This window comes from Nitrosovibrio sp. Nv6 (assembly GCF_900110495.1).
In the GTDB taxonomy this organism is placed as follows: domain Bacteria; phylum Pseudomonadota; class Gammaproteobacteria; order Burkholderiales; family Nitrosomonadaceae; genus Nitrosospira.
Map to the genome: position 1 here is coordinate 131,810 of NZ_FODX01000004.1, position 22,022 is coordinate 153,831.

General features: G+C 54.8%; 20 protein-coding genes. 3 read left to right on the plus strand and 17 right to left on the minus strand.

Translation table 11 applies throughout. The features are described from left to right. Positions 1–38 precede the first annotated feature (38 nt). From BMX66_RS10515 to BMX66_RS10585, 15 genes are all read right to left on the minus strand, one after another. Positions 39–740, minus strand: coding sequence for a cell division protein FtsQ/DivIB (locus BMX66_RS10515; protein ID WP_090881923.1), 702 nt, complete (start codon positions 738–740; stop codon positions 39–41). Further along, a complete protein-coding gene (locus BMX66_RS10520) occupies positions 730–1,659 on the minus strand; it encodes a D-alanine--D-alanine ligase (protein ID WP_090881925.1) in 930 nt (309 codons plus the stop codon). Before BMX66_RS10520 ends, BMX66_RS10515 begins: the two co-directional genes overlap by 11 nt. Beyond that, a complete protein-coding gene (murB, locus tag BMX66_RS10525; protein ID WP_090881927.1) occupies positions 1,656–2,651 on the minus strand; it encodes a UDP-N-acetylmuramate dehydrogenase in 996 nt (331 codons plus the stop codon). The genes BMX66_RS10520 and murB overlap by 4 nt, the downstream gene beginning before the upstream one ends. A 79-nt stretch (positions 2,652–2,730) precedes the next feature. Further along, entirely contained in the window at positions 2,731–4,146 is a 1,416-nt protein-coding gene (gene murC, locus BMX66_RS10530; RefSeq protein ID WP_090882079.1) for a UDP-N-acetylmuramate--L-alanine ligase, read from the minus strand. Positions 4,147–4,199: 53 nt separating this feature from the next. Next, the gene (gene murG, locus BMX66_RS10535; protein WP_369826982.1) at positions 4,200–5,291 is read right to left on the minus strand and encodes an undecaprenyldiphospho-muramoylpentapeptide beta-N-acetylglucosaminyltransferase; all 1,092 of its coding nucleotides are present in this window, start codon (positions 5,289–5,291) and stop codon (positions 4,200–4,202) included. Positions 5,292–5,333: 42 nt separating this feature from the next. Beyond that, positions 5,334–6,497 carry a putative lipid II flippase FtsW gene (ftsW, locus tag BMX66_RS10540; RefSeq protein ID WP_090881929.1) on the minus strand — a complete coding sequence of 388 codons (1,164 nt, stop codon included), beginning with the start codon at positions 6,495–6,497 and terminating at the stop codon, positions 5,334–5,336. A 13-nt stretch (positions 6,498–6,510) separates the two neighbouring features. Then, positions 6,511–7,989: a UDP-N-acetylmuramoyl-L-alanine--D-glutamate ligase gene (gene murD / locus BMX66_RS10545; protein ID WP_090881931.1), complete on the minus strand. Its 1,479-nt coding sequence runs from the start codon at positions 7,987–7,989 to the stop codon at positions 6,511–6,513. Positions 7,990–8,002: 13 nt separating this feature from the next. Continuing rightward, a complete protein-coding gene (gene mraY / locus BMX66_RS10550; RefSeq protein ID WP_090881933.1) occupies positions 8,003–9,088 on the minus strand; it encodes a phospho-N-acetylmuramoyl-pentapeptide-transferase in 1,086 nt (361 codons plus the stop codon). Between the two features lie 114 nt (positions 9,089–9,202). Next, positions 9,203–10,585: a UDP-N-acetylmuramoyl-tripeptide--D-alanyl-D-alanine ligase gene (gene murF / locus BMX66_RS10555; RefSeq protein WP_177168778.1), complete on the minus strand. Its 1,383-nt coding sequence runs from the start codon at positions 10,583–10,585 to the stop codon at positions 9,203–9,205. Continuing rightward, a complete protein-coding gene (locus BMX66_RS10560) occupies positions 10,582–12,147 on the minus strand; it encodes a UDP-N-acetylmuramoyl-L-alanyl-D-glutamate--2,6-diaminopimelate ligase (RefSeq protein ID WP_090881935.1) in 1,566 nt (521 codons plus the stop codon). Before BMX66_RS10560 ends, murF begins: the two co-directional genes overlap by 4 nt. Further along, complete coding sequence (locus tag BMX66_RS10565; RefSeq protein WP_090881937.1) at positions 12,144–13,925, minus strand: peptidoglycan D,D-transpeptidase FtsI family protein; 1,782 nt, start codon at positions 13,923–13,925, stop codon at positions 12,144–12,146. The genes BMX66_RS10560 and BMX66_RS10565 overlap by 4 nt, the downstream gene beginning before the upstream one ends. Further along, on the minus strand, positions 13,922–14,227 hold the full coding sequence (gene ftsL / locus BMX66_RS10570; RefSeq protein ID WP_090881939.1) for a cell division protein FtsL: 306 nt from the start codon (positions 14,225–14,227) through the stop codon (positions 13,922–13,924). The genes BMX66_RS10565 and ftsL overlap by 4 nt, the downstream gene beginning before the upstream one ends. A 46-nt stretch (positions 14,228–14,273) precedes the next feature. Next, a complete protein-coding gene (gene rsmH / locus BMX66_RS10575) occupies positions 14,274–15,209 on the minus strand; it encodes a 16S rRNA (cytosine(1402)-N(4))-methyltransferase RsmH (RefSeq protein WP_090882085.1) in 936 nt (311 codons plus the stop codon). An 18-nt stretch (positions 15,210–15,227) separates the two neighbouring features. Further along, positions 15,228–15,671: a division/cell wall cluster transcriptional repressor MraZ gene (mraZ, locus tag BMX66_RS10580; protein WP_090881941.1), complete on the minus strand. Its 444-nt coding sequence runs from the start codon at positions 15,669–15,671 to the stop codon at positions 15,228–15,230. A 622-nt stretch (positions 15,672–16,293) separates the two neighbouring features. After that, on the minus strand, positions 16,294–17,406 hold the full coding sequence (locus tag BMX66_RS10585) for a DNA topoisomerase IB (RefSeq protein ID WP_090881943.1): 1,113 nt from the start codon (positions 17,404–17,406) through the stop codon (positions 16,294–16,296). A 953-nt stretch (positions 17,407–18,359) separates the two neighbouring features. On the opposite strand from BMX66_RS10585, the gene BMX66_RS15685 reads away from it, so the two are divergent. The 3 genes from BMX66_RS15685 to BMX66_RS10595 all read left to right on the plus strand — a co-directional run bounded on the left by BMX66_RS15685 (position 18,360) and on the right by BMX66_RS10595 (position 19,998). Beyond that, positions 18,360–18,521: a hypothetical protein gene (locus tag BMX66_RS15685; protein ID WP_158593408.1), complete on the plus strand. Its 162-nt coding sequence runs from the start codon at positions 18,360–18,362 to the stop codon at positions 18,519–18,521. A 96-nt stretch (positions 18,522–18,617) separates the two neighbouring features. Further along, entirely contained in the window at positions 18,618–18,812 is a 195-nt protein-coding gene (locus BMX66_RS10590) for a DUF2795 domain-containing protein (RefSeq protein ID WP_090881945.1), read from the plus strand. 64 nt (positions 18,813–18,876) lie between these two features. Next, complete coding sequence (locus BMX66_RS10595) at positions 18,877–19,998, plus strand: glycosyltransferase family 9 protein (protein WP_090881947.1); 1,122 nt, start codon at positions 18,877–18,879, stop codon at positions 19,996–19,998. Here the strand turns inward: BMX66_RS10595 and BMX66_RS10600 are convergent. Both BMX66_RS10600 and BMX66_RS10605 read right to left on the minus strand, forming a co-directional pair. Next, positions 19,995–20,798 carry a glycosyltransferase family 4 protein gene (locus BMX66_RS10600; protein ID WP_255398908.1) on the minus strand — a complete coding sequence of 268 codons (804 nt, stop codon included), beginning with the start codon at positions 20,796–20,798 and terminating at the stop codon, positions 19,995–19,997. The two genes, BMX66_RS10595 and BMX66_RS10600, sit on opposite strands and share 4 nt — an antisense overlap. Positions 20,799–20,944: 146 nt before the next feature. Further along, the gene (locus tag BMX66_RS10605) at positions 20,945–21,952 is read right to left on the minus strand and encodes a glycosyltransferase family 9 protein (RefSeq protein WP_090881951.1); all 1,008 of its coding nucleotides are present in this window, start codon (positions 21,950–21,952) and stop codon (positions 20,945–20,947) included. Positions 21,953–22,022: the final 70 nt, after the last annotated feature.

A 22,022-nucleotide genomic window follows, 5' to 3' on the forward strand; every position in this document is an offset into this window, starting at 1 on the left:
CAAAACGCATCCTGTTATGCCTGCCCGCATCGCTTCGTTTAGCGCGCAGCGAAACCGTCGGGATAACGCAAATCCACATAACTCAATCGCTGATTCAATTGCGCAGCATTTTGGTCATGCACCAGTACGTAGCGCGCCAACCGCGGTTCCATCTGTTCGCGTCCAAGTTCCAGCACGGCACCGTTTTCCAGACGGATTCGCCAGGCGCCACGCGGAGAAAGGTTTATCTGCTCAATGTTCTGTTGCAACCGGCGCAGCAATTTGCTGAACGCAACATACTTCCTGACCATTTCGCCTGAATTTTCCCTGGGACCTTCAAATACCGGTAATTTCCCATTGGAGGCAGCGCTGAAAATTTCCCCCCGGGTGCTCACGAGCGCGTCGCTGCCCCAGCGCGCCAGGGCCACATGTTCCTCAAGCGTCACATCCAACCCCTTCGGCCAGACACGCCGGACGCTGGCCGCCCGAACCCAGGGCAACTTGCTGAATGCTTTACGGGTCGTTTCCAGGTCAACTGTAAGAAAATTTCCCATCATTTCGCTGCGCACCACCCCGTCGATCTGTTCACGCGTCACATGCCTCAGGCGGCCCCCGTCGCCGCTACCGCGGACAGTCATTTCCTGTAACGGAAAAACCGGCAGATTAATCGCCCACTGGCTGATGAGGTACCCGGTTGTCAGCACAGCCAGCACAAACAGGCAGCTTGACAGGAGGTCCAGCGTCTGGTGGTTATCCCACATGGGCCAGTTCCAGGATCCGCAATACCAGTTCGTCGAATGAGATTCCCGCAGCACTTGCCGCCATTGGTACCAGGCTGTGATTCGTCATGCCGGGTGATGTGTTGGTCTCAAGAAAATAGGGCTTCCCGGATTTATCCAGTATCGCGTCCACCCTTCCCCATCCCTCGCAACCTAAAACCTTGTGTGCCTGCAATGCTTGCGCCTGTATCGCTTGTTCTTGCACGGCGGACAGGCCACTGGGACAGAAATAACGCGTGTTGTCGGAAACATATTTAGCTTCGTAGTCGTACAAACCGCTCTCGGTCTGAATCCGTACCAAAGGCAGCGCCGTTTCGCCGAGAATGGCGACGGTAACTTCCATTCCCTCGATATATTGTTCCGCCAGTACCATCGCGTCGTGTTTGGCCGCCAGCCGCCATGCTGCAGGCAATTCCCTTGCGTTGGTTATCTTGCTCAAGCCGATGGTCGACCCTTCTCGCGACGGTTTGACAATCAGCGGCAGGCCAAGCTCTTCCGCCACTCCGTCAAAATCACTCTGCTCATCGAGCAGAACCGAGCGCGGTGTATTGATTCCTGTCGCCTGCCAGAGCAATTTTGTGCGCCATTTATCCATTGCAAGCGCGCTTGCCAGTACGCCGCTGCCCGTATAAGGCAATTCCATCAGTTCCAATGCCCCTTGCACGGTACCGTCTTCCCCGTAGCGCCCATGCAGGGCAATATGAGCCCGATTGAATCCCTGCTGCAGCAGCGCCTCCATGGGTTGCTCGGATGGATCGAATGGATGGGCGTCAACCCCACCGCGCCGTAGCGCGTCAAGCACGGCTTTGCCGCTTTTGAGTGAAATCTCGCGCTCGGCGGAGCGCCCCCCCAGGAGAATTGCGACTTTGCCAAAATCGTGGTTTTTCACAATATTGATCATCCCTGATCCGGTTCCCGGGCGACGCCGATAATTCGCACTTCCGGCTGCAATTCAACTCCGGTTTGTTTTTTCACTGTCTTACGTACCGCCATGATCACCGCTTCGATGTCTCCAGCGGTGGCGGCGCCGATATTGACGATAAAATTTGCATGCTTGGGCGAAACCATCGCGCCGCCAATCCGCAAGCCCTTCAGTCCGCACGATTCGATCAGTCGCGCTGCCGAATCTCCCGGTGGATTGCGGAACACGGACCCGGCATTTGGCAGATTCAAAGGCTGGCTGTTGATACGGCGAGCAAGCAGATCCTTGATCTTTTGACGCGACTCCGCCTCATCGCCACTCTTCAATTTGAAATACCCGCCTACAAACCATTCCTCATCCGGGAAATTTCCGGTTTTCTTCTCCTGGGCAGGGTTAACTCCGTCAGCCTTCAATTTCACATGCCGGTAGCCAATCTCGTAATCGCCGATCCCACGTTCACGCAGTTGCCCTGCACGGTCGAGCGTCTGCACCCGCTCGACAATTTCCCAGGTTTCGACACCGTAGCACCCCGCATTCATTGCCAGCGCACCCCCGACCGTTCCGGGGATACCCGCTAAAAACTCTGCCCCGGCCATACCGTGCATTGCGGCGAATCGCGCCACCTTCGCGCAAGCCACGCCGGCTCCAGCGCGGATCAGCACGCCGCCTTCACATTTATCCTGGTGCGCCAGCAGCAGGTCGTTAAGCCTTGCATGCAATATCACCACCGTGCCGCGCACGCCTCCATCGCGCACCAGCAGATTACTGCCCAGTCCCACTACATGCACCGGTTCATCCTCTGGCAATCTGCGCAGAAATCCGGCAAGATCAGCCAAACCGGCCGGCAGATAGACGCGCTCGGCCGCTCCGCCTGCGCGCCAGGATGTGTATTTTTGCATTGGCTGATTCACGTATGTTTCGCCCCGGAGGGCATCCAAGCCATGGGTTAGCGCAATTTCCGACATATCCATTCGTGAATCCTGTTGAACAACCATTCTCTGCAACGAAATCGGCAGTTTTTACTCGTCCTTGATTGCAAGGCCTATATACTCAACCTTCAATTCCTTTGGAAAGACTGGGCGCCACCCCGCCCACCGATCCCGCACCCATTATCAGTACTACGTCGTTGGCTTGCGCCACGCCATGGATGGCGGCTGGGAGTTCGTCCACAGCCTCGACAAAAATTGGCTCGATCTTGCCCAGCACTCTCAACGCACGCGCCAGCGCCTTACTGTCGGCTGCAATCAGCGGCGCTTCTCCCGCGGGATAAACCTCGGTCAACAGCAGCACATCGACGGTCGACAACACTTTGACGAAATCCTCGAACAAATCTCGCGTACGGGTATAGCGATGCGGCTGAAACGCAAGTACCAGCCTGCGTTCGGGAAATGCGCCGCGAGCCGCTGCGATGGTGGCCGCCATCTCCACCGGATGATGACCGTAGTCATCTATCAGTGTGAATTTTCCATCCCTGCCGGTTTCATTTGCTGCCAATTCGATTTCGCCATAGCGCTGAAAACGCCGGTCCACACCCCTGAAGCCGGCCAGTGCCCGGACTATTGCCGCATCCGGCAAACCCACTTCATTGCACACGGCGATGGCCGCGAGCGCATTTTGCACGTTATGCAATCCGGGCAGATTAAGCATGATCTTGAGTTTCCGGGTCTTGCCGTTAACGCCCACCAACGCGGTAAAATTCATTTGTCCTTCACAGTGCCGGATATCGGCGGCACGAACCTGGGCGGTATCCGATAAGCCGTACGTGGTGATGGGCTTGGTAATAGCCGGCATGATTTCGCGTACGCTTGCATCGTCCACGCACAGTACCGCCATGCCGTAAAAAGGCAGGTGCTGCACAAAATCGACGAATGCCTGTTTGAGCTTGCTGAAATCGTGTGCGTAGGTCTCCATGTGATCCACATCTATATTGGTCACTACCGCCAGCACGGGCTGCAAATAGAGAAACGAGGCGTCGGATTCGTCCGCCTCCACCACGATGAATTCGCCACGGCCCAGCTTGGCATGAGAACCGGCCGCCTCCAATCTGCCGCCGATAACAAATGTCGGGTCCATTTCCGCTTCGGCCAAAATGCTGGCGATCAGGCTGGTGGTCGTGGTCTTGCCATGGGTGCCCGCAATGGCGATTCCCTGGCGCAGCCGCAGCAGTTCCGCCAACATGATGGCGCGCGGGACGACGGGCACATTACCCTCCCTTGCCGCCATGACTTCCGGGTTGTCTGCCTGGATCGCCGTCGAGGTCACGACGGCGTCAGCCGATGCCACATGGCTTTTCGCATGCCCAACATGAATAGTCGCCCCCAGTTTCTTCAAGCGGCGGGTAATGACAGTACTGGACAAGTCCGAGCCGCTCACCTCGTACCCGAGATTGAGCAGCACTTCCGCGATTCCGCTCATACCTGAACCGCCGATTCCGACAAAATGAACTCGTTTGACTTTATGTTTCATATCTGCAATTTGCAAAATGTGAAGCGCAGCAGCACGATTGAAGAACGGCAACGTTATTCATCAGCGCTTCCATTTTTATGCTTTATCATCGCCATGCACGCTTCCGCCACCAGCCTGGTCGCATCCGGTTTCGCCAGTTCGCGTGCCCGCATTGCCATTTCCATCAGTTGCTCCCGGCTGAACTCCATCAGTAAACCCGCCAGGCGTTCCGGGGTCAGTTCGTTTTGCGGTAGCAATACCGCGGCGTTCCTCTCACTTAGAAATTTCGCATTGCATGTCTGATGATCATCCACTGCGTACGGATAAGGCACCAGGATACTTGCCACACCAGCCGCGCTAAGCTCAGCAATAGTCAGCGCCCCGGCCCGGCAGATCACCAGATCGCAATCCGCGTACTGGGCAGCCATGTTGTCAATGAACGTGGTCAACTCGCCTTTCACTTCCGCCTCGGCATAATTTTTTCGCAGCGCCTCCAGATGCCTTGTTCCGGCCTGATGTGTCACCAACGGACGCAGCTTCTCCGGAATCTGCTTCATTGCCTGCGGCACGATGGTATTCAGCGCCTGAGCGCCCAGGCTGCCGCCCACCACCAGCAACTTCAATGGTCCGATCCGGGTGGCGTATCTTTTTTCCGGCGCCTCCAGCAAAGTGATTTCACGACGTACCGGATTACCGGAAAACACAATCCGTTTACCGTTTTTGATCGCTTCGGGAAAACCCAGTAACACTTTGTCAGCAAGTTTCGCCAATGTCCTGTTGGCCAGACCCGCAATCGAATTCTGCTCGTGTATCAGTAATGGCTTAGCCAGCAACGAGGCCATCATGCCGCCGGGGAAGGCCGGGTAACCGCCCATACCCAGCACCACGTCGGGATGCACCCTGAGTATCACTTTCGCGCTCTGCCAGAATGCGAGTAACAGGCGCAGCGGTAGCAACACCCAGGTCCGAACGCTCTTGCCGCGCAAACCGGAAAAGCGGATGATTTCCAGGTCATGCCCTTGCCGGGGTGCGAGTGTTGTTTCCATTCCTCCCTCGGTTCCCAGCCACACCACGCGCCATCCCGCAGTCTTCATATATTCCGCGACCGCCAGCCCGGGAAATACATGCCCGCCAGTTCCGCCCGCCATAATAAGAATGGTATGGATCAAGTTAACATCCCGGCTTGAGGTTCATATTTCCGTCAGCTTTCATGCCGCATAACCCTTCATCAGTTGCCGGTTCTCCCAGTCCGCCCGCAACAGCACCGCCAGCGTGATACAGCTGGCAACAATACTGCTGCCACCGAAACTCATCAGCGGGAGCGTCAATCCTTTCGTCGGCAGCACTCCCATATTCACACCCATGTTGATAAAGGCCTGCACGCCCAGCCATACCCCGATACCTTGTGCCACCAGCGCGGGAAAATGCCGTTCCCGTACGGCCGCCTGACGGCCTATGATGAAAGCGCGTATCACCAGCCACGCAAAAAGCGCCACAACCGTTATGACTCCTGCGAAACCAAGTTCCTCTGCAATGACGGCAAGCAGGAAATCAGTGTGTGCTTCGGGTAGGTAAAAAAGTTTTTCCACGCTGCCGCCCAGACCGACACCCAGCCATTCGCCCCGCCCGAACGCAATCAGGGCATGGCTCAACTGGTAGCCTTTTCCGTAGGGGTCTTCCCATGGATCCATGAATCCGAGAAAACGCTGCATGCGGTAAGGTTCAATCCAGACCAGCGCCAATAGGCCGACCATCACAAAACCGATCAACCCGGTGAACAGTTTCAGGTTTATTCCTCCCAAAAACAGTATCGCCATTGCAATGGCGGTGATAACAACGAATGAACCGAAGTCCGGCTCAAGCAATAGCAGCACGCCCACGAGCAGCATGACGACCAGCATGGGAAGAAAACCTTTACGAAAACTTCCCAGATAAGCCGCTTTACGGACGGTATAGTTGGCGACGTAAATCACCATGAACAATTTCATGAACTCCGAGGGTTGAAAGTTTGCGACTCTCAACGATATCCAGCGTCGGCTGCCATTGACTTCGTGGCCTATTCCGGGAATCAGCACCAGCGCCAGCAGACACACGCCAATTAAAAACAGGTGGAACGAGTACTTCTGCCACATCTGCATCGGTACCTGGAATGCAATCAAACCGGCCAGCAAACCCGCCATTAAATAGACACCGTGCCGAACAACAAAATAAGCTGCGTAACCGTTGGTGCTCCGCCCTGCCTCGGCAATCGAGATGGAAGCGGAATAAACCATCACCAGCCCCAGGCTCAACAACAGTATTGCGGACCAGATCAGGGACTGATCAAAATGGGGCAGCGCCTTCTGGTTTCCGATATCCTGCTGATAGATCATCAGTTAATGATGCTTATGAAGCATGTCTAATCTCGTCTGCAATGGCCGGTCTGCAACTGCCGGCTTGTATTTGCCTGATCGCCGCAACAAAAGCCTCGGCGCGGTGAGCATAATTCCTGAACATGTCGAAGCTTGCACATGCGGGCGACATCAGTACCGCATCGCCATCCTGTGCCAGCCCAAAGCTTTTCTGCACCGCGTCTTCCATCGTGGGTGCGTAATGCAGCGGCACCCCGCACTGACCTATCGCGGTTGCGATTTTTCCCGCGTCGCGCCCGATCAGCACCACAGCCCGCACGTGTTCCGCTACCGGTCCGGTCAAAGGTGAAAAGTCCTGTCCCTTGCCGTCTCCACCCGCTATCAAAACCGCCCTTTGCCGCATACCATTCAAGGCCGCGACCGTCGCCCCTACGTTGGTACCTTTCGAATCGTCGTAGAAGGTAATGCCGCTGAATTCAGCAACCTTCTCCATTCGATGCGGCAAACCCTTGAATTCCCGCAATGCCTGCAATAACGGCTCAAATGGCAGAGCGATGGCACGGCATAGCGCCAGGGCAGCCAGCGCGTTCGCCGCATTGTGCAGGCCGCTGACGCAAAGCTCACTGGTCTTCATCAGACGGGTGTTTCCCTGTGCCAGCCAGGTATTTTCGCCTTCGCGCAATACACCGAAGTCGCGTTCGCCTTGTGGCGTATCCACGCCGAAAGTGATCTGCTTTCTCCCCATCAATGCCATTTCGCGAACGATGGGATCGTCACGATTCAATACCTGGACGCCTCGGCGATCAAAGGCTTCACCGGTGTTGCCACTGGAGCCGCCATCAGGGCTGCCATTGGGGCCGCCGAGAAATATCCGCGCCTTGGCAGCGGCATAATCGTGCATCCCCGCATAGCGGTCGAAATGGTCCTCGCTTAAATTCAGCACCGTTGCTGCATTGGCGCCAAGGCTTCGCGTGGTTTCCAACTGAAAACTGGAAACCTCCAATACCCACGCCTGGGGCAGTTTTCCTGAATCCTCCCGCCGCATGAGCGCATCCAGCACGGCTGGGCCGATATTCCCCGCTACCTCGACATCCCGGCCCGCTGCCTTTACCATTGCCCCTGTCATGGCGGTCACGGTCGTCTTGCCGTTGGAACCTGTAATGGCCAATATTGCTGGCCTTGGCATGCCGGATTGCGCGATTGCCAAAGCAAAAAGCTCCACATCGCCCACCACGGGAACACCCTTCTCCGCCGCCTGCCGGATAAATGGTTCCGCCAGCGCTACGCCGGGACTGATGGCGATAAGATCGAGGCCGGCAAAAGTCTCAGCCGAAAATGGCCCTACCGTTATCCGGACGTGAGGCACGGCCTGTTTTAATTCATGCAGGCAGGGCGGGTTCGTACGGGTGTCGGCCGCACGTACGTCCGCTCCCTTGCGTGATAACCATTTGGCCATGGAGAGCCCGGACTCCCCCACTCCAAGCACTAATACGATTTTTCCATGCAAGTTCATAAGGCTTTGGATTTCATCTCAACTTCAATGTCGACAATCCAAACAGCACCAGCATCATGGTGATGATCCAGAACCGCACCACTACCTGATTTTCCTTCCAGCCCTTCAATTCGTAGTGATGATGCAGCGGCGCCATGCGAAAAATACGTCTGCCGACCAGCTTGAACGAAGCAACCTGCAACATCACGGATAAGGTTTCCACCACAAATACGCCGCCCATGATGACCAATACGACTTCCTGGCGCACGATCACGGTCACGATTCCGAGTGCGGCGCCCAGGGCCAGTGCACCCACATCGCCCATGAACACTTCGGCCGGGTAAGCGTTGAACCAGAGAAAGGCGAGTCCCGCACCTGCCAGTGCACCGCAGAAGACCGCCAGTTCGCCTGCATCGGGGATATGCGGAATACCGAGATATTTTGCGAATACGGCATGTCCCGCCACATAGGCGAAAATGGCGAGGGCGCTGCTGATCATCACTGTCGGCATGATGGCCAGACCATCAAGCCCGTCAGTCAGATTCACCGCATTGCTGGTACCCACTATGACAAAATAGGCAAGTGCCACAAACCCGGTTATGCCAAGCGGTATCGCCACTTGTTTGAAGAACGGAACAATCATGGTCGTCTGTGCTGGCAGCTCGGCCGTTAAAAAAAGATATAGCGCCACCAGGATCGCAATTGCCGATTGCCAGAAGAGTTTTGCTCTGGCAGAGAGTCCCTTCGGATTGCGATATACCACCTTACGGTAATCATCGACCCAGCCGATAATGCCGAAACCCAGCGTGGTCAGCAGCACCACCCAAACGTAGCGATTGCTCAAATCCGCCCACAGTAGCGTGGAAACGGCAATGGATACCAATATCAGCGCGCCGCCCATAGTGGGTGTACCCGCTTTGATTAGATGGGTTTGCGGCCCGTCATCGCGTACCGATTGTCCGATCTTGTAAGCCGTGAGCTTGCGTATCATGGCGGGGCCGACTACGAACGAAATCGCAAGAGAGGTCAGCGCAGCCAGAACCGTACGCAATGTAATGTAATGAAAGACATTGAAAACCCGTATATCCTTGGCAAGCCATTGTGCAAGTTCTAGCAGCATGGCAACCGCCGGAACAAGCCTTCATTCTTCGAAACACGCAAAGGCAAAAATTGGATCAGCCTGCTCATGATTTCCATATAGCTAAAATTGATGAACCCGAGTCAAGAGTCAAGATCAAGAGTCATGTCTGATATGCTTGACCACCCTCTCCATCTGCATGAAGCGCGACCCCTTTATCAGCAGCGTCGCATCGGGATCCAGCAGGTTTTCCACTTCGGCCAGCAAATCCTCGATTTTCTCGAAATGCCGTGCGCCGCTGCCAAATTTCTCCGCGGTATGTGTGCTCAATTCCCCCAGCGCCAGTAATTTGTCAATCCCGGCGATGCGCGCTTCGATACCGATGCGCTCGTGAAAATCTCTTGCGCCGCCGCCCAGTTCCCCCATGTCGCCAAGTACCAGTATTTTTTTACCTTTGGCTTTTGCCAGCACAGCCAGCGCGGCCCTTACCGAATCCGGATTGGCGTTATACGTGTCGTCTATCACGGTTGCGTCATGCAGCCCGCGTATTCGCTGCATGCGGCCCTTCACCCCGCGAAATGCGCCTAATCCCGACGCTATCGCTTTAGCGCCAATCCCTATTGCCACGGCTGCTGCCGCCGCTGCCAGCGCATTTCGCACGTTATGTTCACCGGGAACCTGCAATTCCACGTCCTCTACCCCGTCAGGCAGAAGCAGAGCCATTCTGCTGCCAAAGAAATCGGACTGATAACGAGCGCCGACCGTTGGTTTCCCCCCGAGTCCAAAATCCACCACCCGTCTGTTGCCGGCGAGTTTGCGCCACAGAGGAGCGTGCCGATCATCAGCATTGATGACGGCGATTCCTTGTTGATCGAGTCCCTCGAAAATCTCGCCCTTGGCGCAAGCCACTGCTTCCACGGAACCCAGCCCTTCAACATGCGCTTCCCCTGCATTGGTGATCAGCGCCACGCCTGGTTTTACCAGAGCCGTCAAGTACGAGATTTCGCCGGAATGATTCATGCCCATTTCCAACACCGCATAGTCATGCCATTCGCGCAATCTCAAAAGCATCAGCGGCACGCCAATATCGTTGTTGAGGTTGCCTTCCGTCGCCAGTACCCTGGCAGAGCTGTTTATCTGCCCCGCCGCCCCGACCACCCGCTGCAAGATCGATGCGACCATTTCCTTTACCGTAGTCTTGCCATTACTGCCGGTCACCGCAATGACCGGGATGCTGAAGCGTCCCCGCCAGTGGGCAGCCAGCTGACCCAATGCCGTCAGCGTATTCTCCACCAGTATCAGAGGAATGCCCGGCTCCCTGGTTTTGGCACCAGCATCCCGATAAATCATTGCCGCCACTGCGCCCTTTTCCTTCGCTTCGCCAATAAAATTGTGACCGTCGAATTTGGGCCCTCTCAGAGCGACAAATAAATCGCCGCGCTGCACGGACCGGCTATCGGTACTGATTCCGGTAAAATGCGCGTCCTGGCCAAACCATTCGCTGCGCAGAGCACCGGCTGCTTCCTGCACTGTCATCATGCTTGTAACGGTGCTGTATCCATCAGTATTCCCCTGGCGACATCGGTGTCGCTGAACGGGAGTTTTTTCCCGTCTATTTCCTGATACGCTTCATGTCCCCGTCCCGCGATCAGGACGATGTCACCCTTCCGTGCGCCACGAATCGCCTGTTGAATAGCCGCCGCCCTGTCCCTCTCGATGTGATAATCGGCCCTTGCGCCTGCCACGATCTCGCTGATAATGACATCGGGGTTCTCGGTCCGCGGGTTGTCACTGGTGATAATGACTTCGTCCGCCAGTTGCGTTGCAACTTCACCCATTAACCGGCGCTTGCCGCGGTCGCGCTCCCCTCCGCAACCAAATACGCAGATCAATCTTCGGCTCCGGGTTTCCGCTTCTGTGTCACCCCTCGGGTCAGCATGAAGAATTTCTCGCAGCGTGTTCAATACTTTTGTCATTGCGTCTGGCGTATGAGCATAATCCACCACAACGAAAGGCTGTTCACCGCCCCCTATCTGCTGCATTCTGCCTGCTACAGGCTGAGCTACGCGCAAGGCTCGCACTGAGTCGGCCAACGTGATGCCGCTGGCCAGCAGGGTTGCAAGCACGCCCAGCAGATTTGAAGCATTGAAGCGTCCCACGACATCAGTTTTAAATTCCAGATGTTCAGCTTCAAATTCAACATCAAACTCCAGACCCTGAGGGCTCGCCCTGAGGCTGCGTCCACGAAGCATTTTGAATTTGTCATCCGGGAACTGAGCCGGCGGTTCGGTAAACCCATACCCGATTATCTGCGTTTCCGTTCCTTCCAGATCGTTCAGCAAGCTGACGCCGAATGCATCATCAAGATTGAGCACGGCATACTTGAGCCCCGGCCAATGGAATAATCGCGCTTTTGCCGCGGCGTACGCTTCCATGCTGCCGTGGTAATCGAGATGATCGCGCGACAGATTCGTGACCATGGCGACCGCAAAAGCCGCACCGTTGATACGCTCTTGCACAATCCCATGCGAGGACACTTCCATCGCCACACAATGGGCGCCGCGTCGTAAGAAATCCGCCATTTTACCGTGCAATAGCACCGCGTCAGGCGTTGTATTGGCGGTTAGTTCCAACTCTCCGGGAAAGCCCATCCCCAGCGTGCCGATAACTGCGGTTTTCCTATCCAGCGCGGTCATCGCCTGTGCAATCCAATGGCTGCAGGAAGTCTTGCCATTCGTTCCCGTAATACCGACGAGCCATAATTTCCGCGATGGATGGCCATATATATGATCGGCAATAATGCCCGCTCTGGCTCGCAACTCGGGTACTGGCAAATTGGGCGTTTTCCACGCCGGGTCCCATAAGAAACCGGCAGGATCCCAAAGTACCGCGTTTGCTCCTGCCGCAATGGCTTGAGGGATGAATTTGCGAGCGTCGGCCTTCTCCCCCGCATAAGCAAGAAACGTATCTCCCGGCTTAACCATGCGGCTATCCGTAACAAGACTACTGATCCCGACACCCAGATTATCAAGCGCATGACAGTTAAAGTATGGCTTCGGTTTTTCCGGAAACTTATTTCGAATAGCGGGTCTTGAACTCATACGTCACCCTTGCCATCCTTTGGCCCGGGTGCTGCCGTCAGCGACATTACGCTGCCGATGGGCGCGTCATTGGGCACATTCAGCAAACGCAGGGCGCCAGCCATGACCCGGCTGAATACCGGCGCCGCAACCGCCCCGCCAAAATATTGTCCGGCCGACGGCTCATCCAGCATGACTGCAATGACAAACCTTGGGTTGGAAGCCGGCGCGTAGCCGACAAAGGTGGATAGATAACGGTTTTTTGCGTAGCCGTTACCTTCCAGCTTGTGCGCAGTGCCCGTCTTCCCCGCCACCCGGTAGCCGCTGATCTGGGCTTGCGGTGCGGTGCCGCCCGGCTGCGCCACCATTTCCAGCATTCTGCTGACAGCGAGAGCGGTGTCCGGCGACAGTACGCGCTTTCCAGGCGGAACCGAATCGAGCCTCAATAGCGATACCGGTTTCAATTCACCTTGTCCGGAAAACAGCGTGTAGGCGCGCGCGAGTTGCAGCAGACTCACAGCGATGCCATGACCATACGACATTGTTGCCTGCTCGATCGGGCGCCAGGTATGGTAGGGGCGGAGCTTTCCGCCGACTTCTCCGGGAAATCCTGAACCGGTTGGCGTGCCAAATCCTGCCTCGCTCAGCATTTCCCATAATGTTTGCGGCGGCAATGACAACGCAATTTTTGCCGAGCCGACGTTACTGGATTTCTGGATCACTTGCGCGACCGTCAGCGGGCCCTCCTGATGCGCATCGCGTATTGTCGCCCTACCTATGGAAAATGTGCCGGGGGCTGTTTCGAAAACGGTATCGGGTGTTATGCTCCCGGCCTCGAGCGCTGCGGCTATCGTAAATGGTTTCAGTGTCGAACCCGGCTCGAATACATCCGTCAAGGCCCTGTTACGCGCTCGGCCGGCCTTCATGCTCGCCCGGTTATTAGGATTGTAGGCAGGGAGGTTAACGAGCGCCATCACCTCGCCTGTCTGTGCATCCAGTACCACGATCCCGCCTGCCTTGGCTTTGTTGACTTCCATTGCCTGCTTTAATTCACGGTAAGCGAGATACTGAATTTTACTATCTATGGAAAGCGCAATGTTCTCCCCTGACCTCGGCGCGCGGATACTTTCCACATCCTCGACAATATGTCCCTTTCGATCCTTGATGACGCGGCGACTTCCGGGTTTGCCCGCCAACTCGTCCTGCCAGGCCAGCTCAATCCCCTCCTGCCCCTTGTCATCCACATCGGTAAAACCAAGGACATGAGCTGTCAACTCCCCCGCTGGATAATAACGACGGTATTCCCGCTTGAGAAACACGCCCGGCATGTTGAGTTCAACTATTCGGGCGGCGACTTCCGGCGATAAGTGCCGCTTCAGGTATACAAAATCACGCTTTGGTTCAGGCTTCCGGCTGCCGTGGATGCCGCCCTGCGGCCCACGCCGAGGTCCCTCAAGCCGTTGGCGGAGTTCCTTTATATCCAGGTCGATCAGATTCGCCAGTTTTCTTAATTGCTCGGGTGTTGCATTCATGTCTTGAGGACTCGACCATACCGATTCCACCGGCGTGCTGATCGCAAGTGGTTCGCCACGCCGATCCGTGATCATTCCGCGATTTGCGCTCATTTCGAGTACACGGCTGTAACGCGACTCGCCCTTCTGTTGCAAAAAACCGTTGTGCATTCCCTGCAGATAGGCGGCGCGCCCCGCCAATCCCGCCAACCCCAACAGCAATAACGCCGCCAACAGGCGTGAGCGTCCTGCGGGCAAGATGATACGGGGCGCATGACCGGGCTTCATTGTTTCGATGCTTCCGCGGAATCCGCTGCAGTGCCGGAAATTGTCAACGGAACAACCCGCACGCGCGATGCGTCCGGCACGCGCATACGCAATTGTCCGGCAGCGATTTTTTCAACGCGTGTATGCGTCGCCCAGGTACTTTGCTCAAGCTGTAATTGTCCCCATTCCACTGCCAGTTGCTCCGCCAGCTCCTGCTCTTTTTCCAGCTCTACAAAAAGCTTGCGCGCCTTGTGCTGTGAAGTCACAACACTCAGCGCGCAGGCAATGAGAATTAACGTCAACAACATGTTTATCCTGGTCACATCAGTCTCTCATAAGCCGGAGACACCGTAATGGCTGCTATCCCGACTATGTCGTATTTACTCGTTCCGCAACCCTCATTACTGCGCTTCTGGCCCGAGGATTGCTTGCAATCTCGCTGGCACCGGGACGTATCGCTTTGCCCACCAGGCGCAATTTCGGGCGGCTCAATAGCTGCACTTCCTTTGCCCGCAGCGGCAAATCCTTCGGTAGAAGGTCTGGATTCGACAATTCGCGCATGAAACGTTTCACTATACGGTCCTCCAGTGAGTGAAAACTGATAGCAACGAGTCGGCCACCAGGCTTCAGAATTTCCACGCATTGCGGCAGGACCAGCGACAACTTCTCAAGCTCCTGATTGACATAAATCCTGATAGCCTGAAAAGTGCGCGTCGCCGGGTTCTGTTTGCTTTCCCGCGCGCGCGAGGGCAGGGCCGCTGCCACGATAGCGGCAAGCTGATGTGTGGTGACGATGGGCTGTCTCGCTCTAGCCTTACCAATCGCTCTTGCAATCTGCTTAGCAAACCGCTCTTCGCCATAGTTTCTTATTACCTCTTCCAAGTGAGCTTCTGAAGCGGAGGCAAGCCATTCCGCAGCGTTCTGCCCGTGGCTCGTGTCCATGCGCATGTCGAGCGGACCCTCCAGGCGAAAACTGAAACCACGCTGCGCATCCTCAAGTTGCGGCGAAGACACTCCTAAATCCAGCAATATCCCGTCAACGCGATCCACTTCCAACTGGTGTAAAGCCTCCTGTATTCGTGCAAAACTGCTATGAATCATGTAAAAACGTGCATCGCCGAAAGCCCGTCCGGCTGCCAATGCTGCCAAATCCCTGTCAAATGCTATCAGTCTCCCGTTTTTTCCCAATCGTTCGAGGATGAGCCGGCTGTGACCGCCACGGCCGAAAGTACCATCCACGTATGTTCCATCCGGCTTGATTGCCAATGCATCCACCGCCTCCTGCAGCAAGACCGTGGTATGCAAGTATGTATCAACCACGCATTACAGTGAAAAACCATCGAGTTCCGCCGGAATTCCGTCTTTGAAAGCCAGCGCGTTCTCGATTTGCAAATTCCATTTCTCGTCGTCCCACAACTCGAATTTCGCCCCCTGCCCCACCAGAACCACGTCCTTGCTTAAGCCCGCAAAATGACGCAACGGCGGCGGCACGAGAATGCGGCCCGACCCGTCCATCTCCACGTCGCTGGCGTTGCCGACAAGAAGACGTTGAAGACTGCGTGTTTGCGGATTGAAGCTGGATAAACTGTTGAGTTTTTGCTCTATGGGTTCCCACACGGGTTGGGGATAAATCAGCAGACACTTGGAAGGATCGGCGGTAATAATCAAATGGCCCGCGCAGAGGGAAACAAGTCCCTCGCGGTATTTCGCAGGCACCGCGAGTCTACCCTTGTTGTCAAGACTGATAGGTGTCCCACCGCGAAACATTGCGCCCCTTTGGAAACATTGGCTCCTCTATTTTGCAGGAGCGAAGCCGTCAAAAATTCCTCCCACTTTTACCCACTTTTATCCACTGTAGTTAAAAAAAATGGCAAAGTCAAGAAAGATGCTAGGTGATTTCAGAACGAAAGCTTGAAATAAAACGACGAAAAAGTTTCGGTGGCTAAAAATAGCCATGTAGATGAAGGGGATAAGAAAACGTCAGTCAAATGCGACGAAATAGCGGGGAAATATCGTAGTTAAAAAAATATGAAATACTGCGAGAATTGGATGCCTGGGATAGGCCTCCTCGCCATTTTGAGAAAGCTTTTTAAGAAAAATGACGGTCTGTGAAGGCAGAGTTGTGCAAATTGGTCAGGATATAAAAACGCTGGCCGGGTTGGACCTCATCGGGATTCATGATGCATCGGAAGAAGGCAGAAAACCCGATTGAACATCATTGAACCTTCGATATTCCGTCCTGTATTTGCATCGATGAACGCTGAGCCATGCAATAGCCGAGCGATTTAGGCCGCCGAATTCTTCAACCTCAGCGTAGAAAATTGCCCCGCGTAGAACGCTGCCCCCTTTGACAACTTGAATTCGAGCATCCGAATGGAATCGATGGACTTTAGACGCCATCTTCCAGCGCGCGTACGTGCTGTCCCGGCGTTGCCTTTTCTTTACGAAGAAAAGCCAGCACCATGCACTCCAATGTCTCACCCATTCCCGCTGCCGGTTCTTGCGTGCATCGGTGGAGAATCCCTTTTTGCCAGGCGGAAAACACCAGGGGATTTATGTAAGATTTCCGGCAGACTGCAGGGGTATTGCGCAGCTCTTCAGCGACTTTTCTCGTCGCAGCTACAACACAGGCGCTAAGGGCGCGTTTAGTTGGAAACGCCGGCAATGGCGTATTCAGCATAAGTTCAAACGCTCTCAACGTTGCGCCCCAGGTCCGGAAATCCTTGGCGGTGAACTCGGCATTCATGGTTTCGTGAAGGTACCTGTTTACCTGCTCCGCTCCTACGGCGCGGCGCTTGCCATGATCATCCAGATACTGAAAAAGATGCTGACCCCTCAACTGCTGGCAATCACGGATGATTTTCACGATGCGTCTATCATCAATCCTGACCTCATGCTCAACGCCGCTCTTGCCCTGGAATCTCAGTAGCACGCGCTGGTCGTTGCTGAAGGCAAGGTGCCGCCTGCGTAACGTGGTAAGCCCGAAGCTATGGTTGTCGCGCGCATAGGACAGGTTGCCAATTCGCACGCGTGTGGTGTCAAGCAGGCACACAATAGCCGCAACGACCTTTTCCCGCGGCAAACCCCTTTTTCTCAGGTCACGCTGCAGACACTGGCGAAGCCCGGGGAGGCCTTCTCCGAATTCCACCATTCGATCAAATTTGATGTCCTCCCGCACCATATGCCAGTCAGGATGGTAGCGGTACTGCTTGCGCTTGCGGGCATCAAATCCGGTAGCCTGCAAGTGGCCGCGCGCGTGAAGGCAAATCCAGACATCCGTATAAGCGGGTGGGATGGCCAGCCGGGCGATACGTTCAAGCTCGGACCTATCGGTCACGGCCTTTTTATCCGGCCCCATGTAGCGAAATCCTCGGCCCGAACGCAACCTCCTAATTCCAGGCTCGGTATCGCAAACATACACTAGCCCTGCGTCAGCCGCCTGTGCCGCCAGAGCCTCTGTCCCCGCAGTGTCAGGACCCTTGTCACGAAGCTTCGAAATCATGTGCGTTGCCGTGTCCATTGGTTCCAATTCTTCGATTGACGTTATGTATCGCACCGAGACGTTTGCCGGATGGTGGCATCATAGACTCGCCGCTGCCACAGCGTAAAGCGAAAATGGTCTCGGCATGTCTTGGCATAAAAAGCGTAGGAAGATAATCTCTTGCGCGGAATTCACCTCTCGCCACTCGGCCGCATTCCCATGACCAATTTCACAGGATGACTGTAGGTGGAAATTATTGTTCTCGCCGCCGAGCTTCTTTGCTAGAAGGGATGAGGTGGATAGGGCGAATATCGGAACGGGCCTAACAGAGTGTGCTTGCTGATCGTATACGCGCGGAAAATGGGTATCTTAGACACGTGCGGCATAAGCATAGCAATTGATAACTTCGGTAGCGGCTATCTTCAAAGCATCGGATGCACCGAAAGCCAAGGTTGTCTTTATATGCGAAACCAATGAAGGCAAAAGATCTTGAAGGACGGCTGACGGCCCGGAACCGACCTGGATGATCGGGCCGGGTTATCGCTGCCGGGCGGGAAGCACATATGTCAATACGTTAATCGCATGGCGGATAACGTGCTGGTCTTTAGCGCAACCCCAGGAAACTTAATACAGCAAGAAGGATAACTATAAAGCCAACCCACCAGATTATGTTGTTCATGGCGCTTCTCCTTAAAACAGTTTACCGATAGAAGTAACATAAGGCCGCCGATCAGACTGCTGATCCGGCTTTACTGAACGTCTATTGTCCCCCTCCAGGCATTTAATTTCTGTTCGCCATTACACATAGAGCGGTATCAAGAAGCATTCCCGGCACATCAAAGAAATTTAAAGAGCTATTTCCGTCATCATGCACCCGGTTGACCTAGCGGTCGCTGACGCCTGCGTTTATAAAGCCGCTTACCCACTCCGAGAATCAACGGCTTGACGGCGGCGCATGCAGGAACTGTTTTCTGATGAACTTTATTACCGGAAAGCGATATCCTCAGCATAACTGGAGTGACAAGGGCGATGGCGGGTGCTATAAAAAGAATACGAGTCGCGACCCAGAGACTGAAGCAACAACAGCTATCGCGAGCGGTATTTTTGATAACTTTTTGGCTTACATTGCTGATTAGCACTCGTGTCAATGCCATCCAGCAGTAAAGATCGACGGCCTGCGAGAAAAACGAGGATCGGGACCGAAGACAATAAACTTCAATAATGGAGGAGTTATGACAAAAGCCAATCCGATTCAAGTACAGAAGTTCTTATCCGGCATGGATTATCCGGCGAGCAAGGAGGAAGTTGTAAAGCATGCCAAATCCAAAGGGGCGGATGAAAATATAATGCGAACGCTCGAGCAGCTGCCAGACGAGAGCTTTGAGACTCCCGCCGACGTCAGCAAAGCAATTGGCCAAATTGATTAGTCTTCCCGCCATCGGCTTGGAGGCTCGATTTGACCGAAGAGTGGGCAGGGCGCTGTAATTAACGTTGGCAACAGCTTACTTATCCAACACAGCACATAAAATCGCCGTTCTCCACGCGAAGGCGCTAGGTGATTTTATCGTCACCTTGCCTGCATTAGCGGCGATAAAAGAAACCTATCCGAACGCAGAGCTGGTCCTGCTTGCGAGACCTTGGGTAAAGGACTTCCTGGCCGTACGGCCTTCTGTGGTTGACCGGGTCATCAGCGTTCCAGTACTTGCTGGCGTCAACGACGCGGTTGAAACAGGAGGTCAAGCCGATAATACCGATCCGGAAACTGACTCAGCCGAAGTTGAGCTATTTTGCCAAGCCATGCTGGCTGAAAAGTTTGCCGTCGTTATTCACATGCAGGGTAGCGGTAAAGCTGCCAATCCTTTTATCAATAAGCTCGGCGCGGCTCTCACAGCAGGCACCCGCAACGCGGCGGCCGAGCCCATCGATCGCTTTATTCCTTATGTGCATTACCAAAGCGAGATTCTGCGCAATCTGGAGATTGCGGCTTTAATAGGAGCTCGCACCGCTAATCTCGAACCCCATCTTGAAGTAACGGAAACAGACGAGCAGGAAGCTGCTCCCCTTGGAGAAATCATTAAAGGCAGGCCTTATGTCGTAATCCATGCTGGTGCGGATGACATGCGGCGGGTATGGCCGGCGGCAAAATTTGCCGATGTAGCGGATAGCCTGATTGAAAGGGGATACGAAGTTGTTTTGACGGGCACGCCAAAAGAAGAAGACATCGTTACAAACGTCCTCCAAGCAATGAAACATACCGCTATTTCCTGCACGTCGCTTGCCCTTGGCGGGTTGGCGGCGCTTCTGCAGAAAAGCGCACTGGTCATCAGCAACGACACAGGGCCGCTTCATCTGGCGCGAGCAGTGGGCGCCCCGACTGTCGGGATTTACTGGGCGCCCAATGTACTCAACTGGGGGCCACTTAACCGGAACCGTCACCGCGTCGCTATAGACTGGCAACTTGAATGCCCGGAGTGCGGCATTAAACCTGTTTCACCATGGCCCTTTCAGCCCGTAACGCCCAGCTGTGAGCATCTGTATTCATTTGTTGAAAGCATAGCGGCTACAGAGGTACTTGAGCTGGCCGCGGAATTACTACCTCCCGCAACAGGTTAGCGAGCGTTTTCGACAACACGACTAACGACGCGCTGCCAGTCGCTTGCAAATCGCTTTATGCTGAAGCGCTGGTTTGCATAGTTCCTGGCGTTTCGGCCCAGTTCTCTGGCGTGCTCGGGGTAATCTATCAGATAGCGCATCCGCTCGACAAGCTTGTCCACATCGGTTTCAACATAGCCCGTCTTCCCGTTTTCAACCGCCGTCACCATCTCGGTTGTAGCAAGCCCTACCATCGGCAATCCCGTCATCATCGCTTCACAGACTGACAGGCCCAGGCTCGTATAGCGAATCGGATTAAAGAAGAAACGATATTTTGCGACAAAAGCTGGCAGCTCATCGTGCGGCACTTCGCCCAGGCCACCCAGTTCGGTTGTACCCATCCCTACCAGATCCAGCGGTATCTGTTCACGGATTTTTTCGAATACATCCAGGCCCAACCGGCGGCCGCGTTTATGAATATTATTCACCACCACGACGCCTTTCGGATGCTCCCCGGTGTACGCCACATTATCCGGAACCATCACGCCATGATCGATAACTGCCGTCGGCGTCCGGTTGTTATCCCACATCAGGCGATTAAAGTCGGTCACGTGGACCAGCAGCATGGACGCGTCGTCCACCCAGTGCATCGTATTGGTAGGGTGCTCTTGCGGGGGATCGTGTTCGAGATAAACTTTGGGGAGCTGGCGTTGGGGTTCGGATAGTACCTGGTACTGGTCGACTTCGTAATTCTTGCGATGTTGAAACAATATCACGTCAAAATCGAGATCCTTAACCTCATCGACAGGAACGTCATGCACGTTATCCCCCCAGTCGAAACCCAGCGCACGTCCGCCATAACCTTCGCCCTCTCCTTTCGGTAAATAAAATTCAAAGGGAGCCTGGGTGAGATAGTAAAGATAATTGCCATGAATATGCCAGGTAAGAACCCGCGGTCTCTTTTGTTTTATGAGATTCTCCTTTCATTTTCCAGTAGCGCGTTGACCGCCAGGATCGCCGCCTCGGGCGTCCTGACAGCGCTCCCCGATACAATCCGGTGTCGGAACTGATCAAGCGGACCCCAGATCAAAGGATCGGTTGTCGTAAAGACGGTAACACTTGGCGCCTCAACCGCCACCCCCAGGTGGGCAACACCCGTGTCGTTGGAAATTACCGCTCGACTGTCTTTTATCAGAGCTGCGAGCGAGCCAATATCCGTTTTACCCGCCATATCAATCGCCGCACCCGTCATTTTTCCCATCACTGCTTGTGTCAGCAGCTTCTCCTCCGCCGTGCCCGTCAGGACAACCTTCAAACCTTGCTCGACGCAGCTGTCCGCCACTGCGGCAAAATGCCCGGGTGGCCATGGTGTCGCGGAAATAGCCCCCGGATGTAAACAGACGTAAGGTTTTCCACGAATAGCCCGGTATTCTCCCAACGCGTACAGTTTCCGATAGTCCGCCTCGAATACCGGAAACTCCATTGCCTTGTTTGGCTGACCCATGCCGAGAAACTCCAGTAAGGTAAGGCTTCTCAATAGCTCGGGCTGGTCAGCAGGGTATGGCATAAAGAAATCACTATTAGGCCAGTACTGTTCCTCACCCGCAAACCCAGCCACTGCCCCGGCTCCAAAAAGGGAAACGAGGAGATTCGACACATTGCCTTTGCCGTGCAGTTGCAAGACAAGGTCGTATTTTCGCTCCTGCATGCTGACCAGAAACGCTGTTACCACGTTGGCGCTGAACGGGTATTCCGGCAAGCCCGGGAACCCCGGAAACTCGACAAACTGATCAATGTAATGATTGTAGCGCTTTGCAAGCTCCCTATTCCAGGGGAGACCGATATAATCAATGGTGGCTTGTGGAAAGGCTCGCCGAATAGCTTTCAATGCTGGCGTGAATAACAGGAAATCGCCTAACTTCAGCGCTCTGAAGATGGCGATTTTGTTAATCGGCAGTCCGGTCACCTGAGCCATATCGTTCCTGCTGATATACCATTATTATCGTCTGCATAGTACTACATAGAAGGTCGTGGCTATTTCTGCA

Bases quoted from the DNA above. Each gene is read 5' to 3' on its own strand.
- BMX66_RS10515 (WP_090881923.1), bottom strand. From the start codon at position 740: ATGTGGGATAACCACCAGACGCTGGACCTCCTGTCAAGCTGCCTGTTT.
- BMX66_RS10520 (WP_090881925.1), bottom strand. From the start codon at position 1,659: ATGATCAATATTGTGAAAAACCACGATTTTGGCAAAGTCGCAATTCTC.
- murB (WP_090881927.1), bottom strand. From the start codon at position 2,651: ATGGATATGTCGGAAATTGCGCTAACCCATGGCTTGGATGCCCTCCGG.
- murC (WP_090882079.1), bottom strand. From the start codon at position 4,146: ATGAAACATAAAGTCAAACGAGTTCATTTTGTCGGAATCGGCGGTTCA.
- ftsW (WP_090881929.1), bottom strand. From the start codon at position 6,497: ATGATCTATCAGCAGGATATCGGAAACCAGAAGGCGCTGCCCCATTTT.
- murD (WP_090881931.1), bottom strand. From the start codon at position 7,989: ATGAACTTGCATGGAAAAATCGTATTAGTGCTTGGAGTGGGGGAGTCC.
- mraY (WP_090881933.1), bottom strand. From the start codon at position 9,088: ATGCTGCTAGAACTTGCACAATGGCTTGCCAAGGATATACGGGTTTTC.
- murF (WP_177168778.1), bottom strand. From the start codon at position 10,585: ATGATGACAGTGCAGGAAGCAGCCGGTGCTCTGCGCAGCGAATGGTTT.
- BMX66_RS10560 (WP_090881935.1), bottom strand. From the start codon at position 12,147: ATGAGTTCAAGACCCGCTATTCGAAATAAGTTTCCGGAAAAACCGAAG.
- BMX66_RS10565 (WP_090881937.1), bottom strand. From the start codon at position 13,925: ATGAAGCCCGGTCATGCGCCCCGTATCATCTTGCCCGCAGGACGCTCA.
- mraZ (WP_090881941.1), bottom strand. From the start codon at position 15,671: ATGTTTCGCGGTGGGACACCTATCAGTCTTGACAACAAGGGTAGACTC.
- BMX66_RS10585 (WP_090881943.1), bottom strand. From the start codon at position 17,406: ATGATTTCGAAGCTTCGTGACAAGGGTCCTGACACTGCGGGGACAGAG.
- BMX66_RS15685 (WP_158593408.1), top strand. From the start codon at position 18,360: ATGAACTTTATTACCGGAAAGCGATATCCTCAGCATAACTGGAGTGAC.
- BMX66_RS10590 (WP_090881945.1), top strand. From the start codon at position 18,618: ATGACAAAAGCCAATCCGATTCAAGTACAGAAGTTCTTATCCGGCATG.
- BMX66_RS10605 (WP_090881951.1), bottom strand. From the start codon at position 21,952: ATGGCTCAGGTGACCGGACTGCCGATTAACAAAATCGCCATCTTCAGA.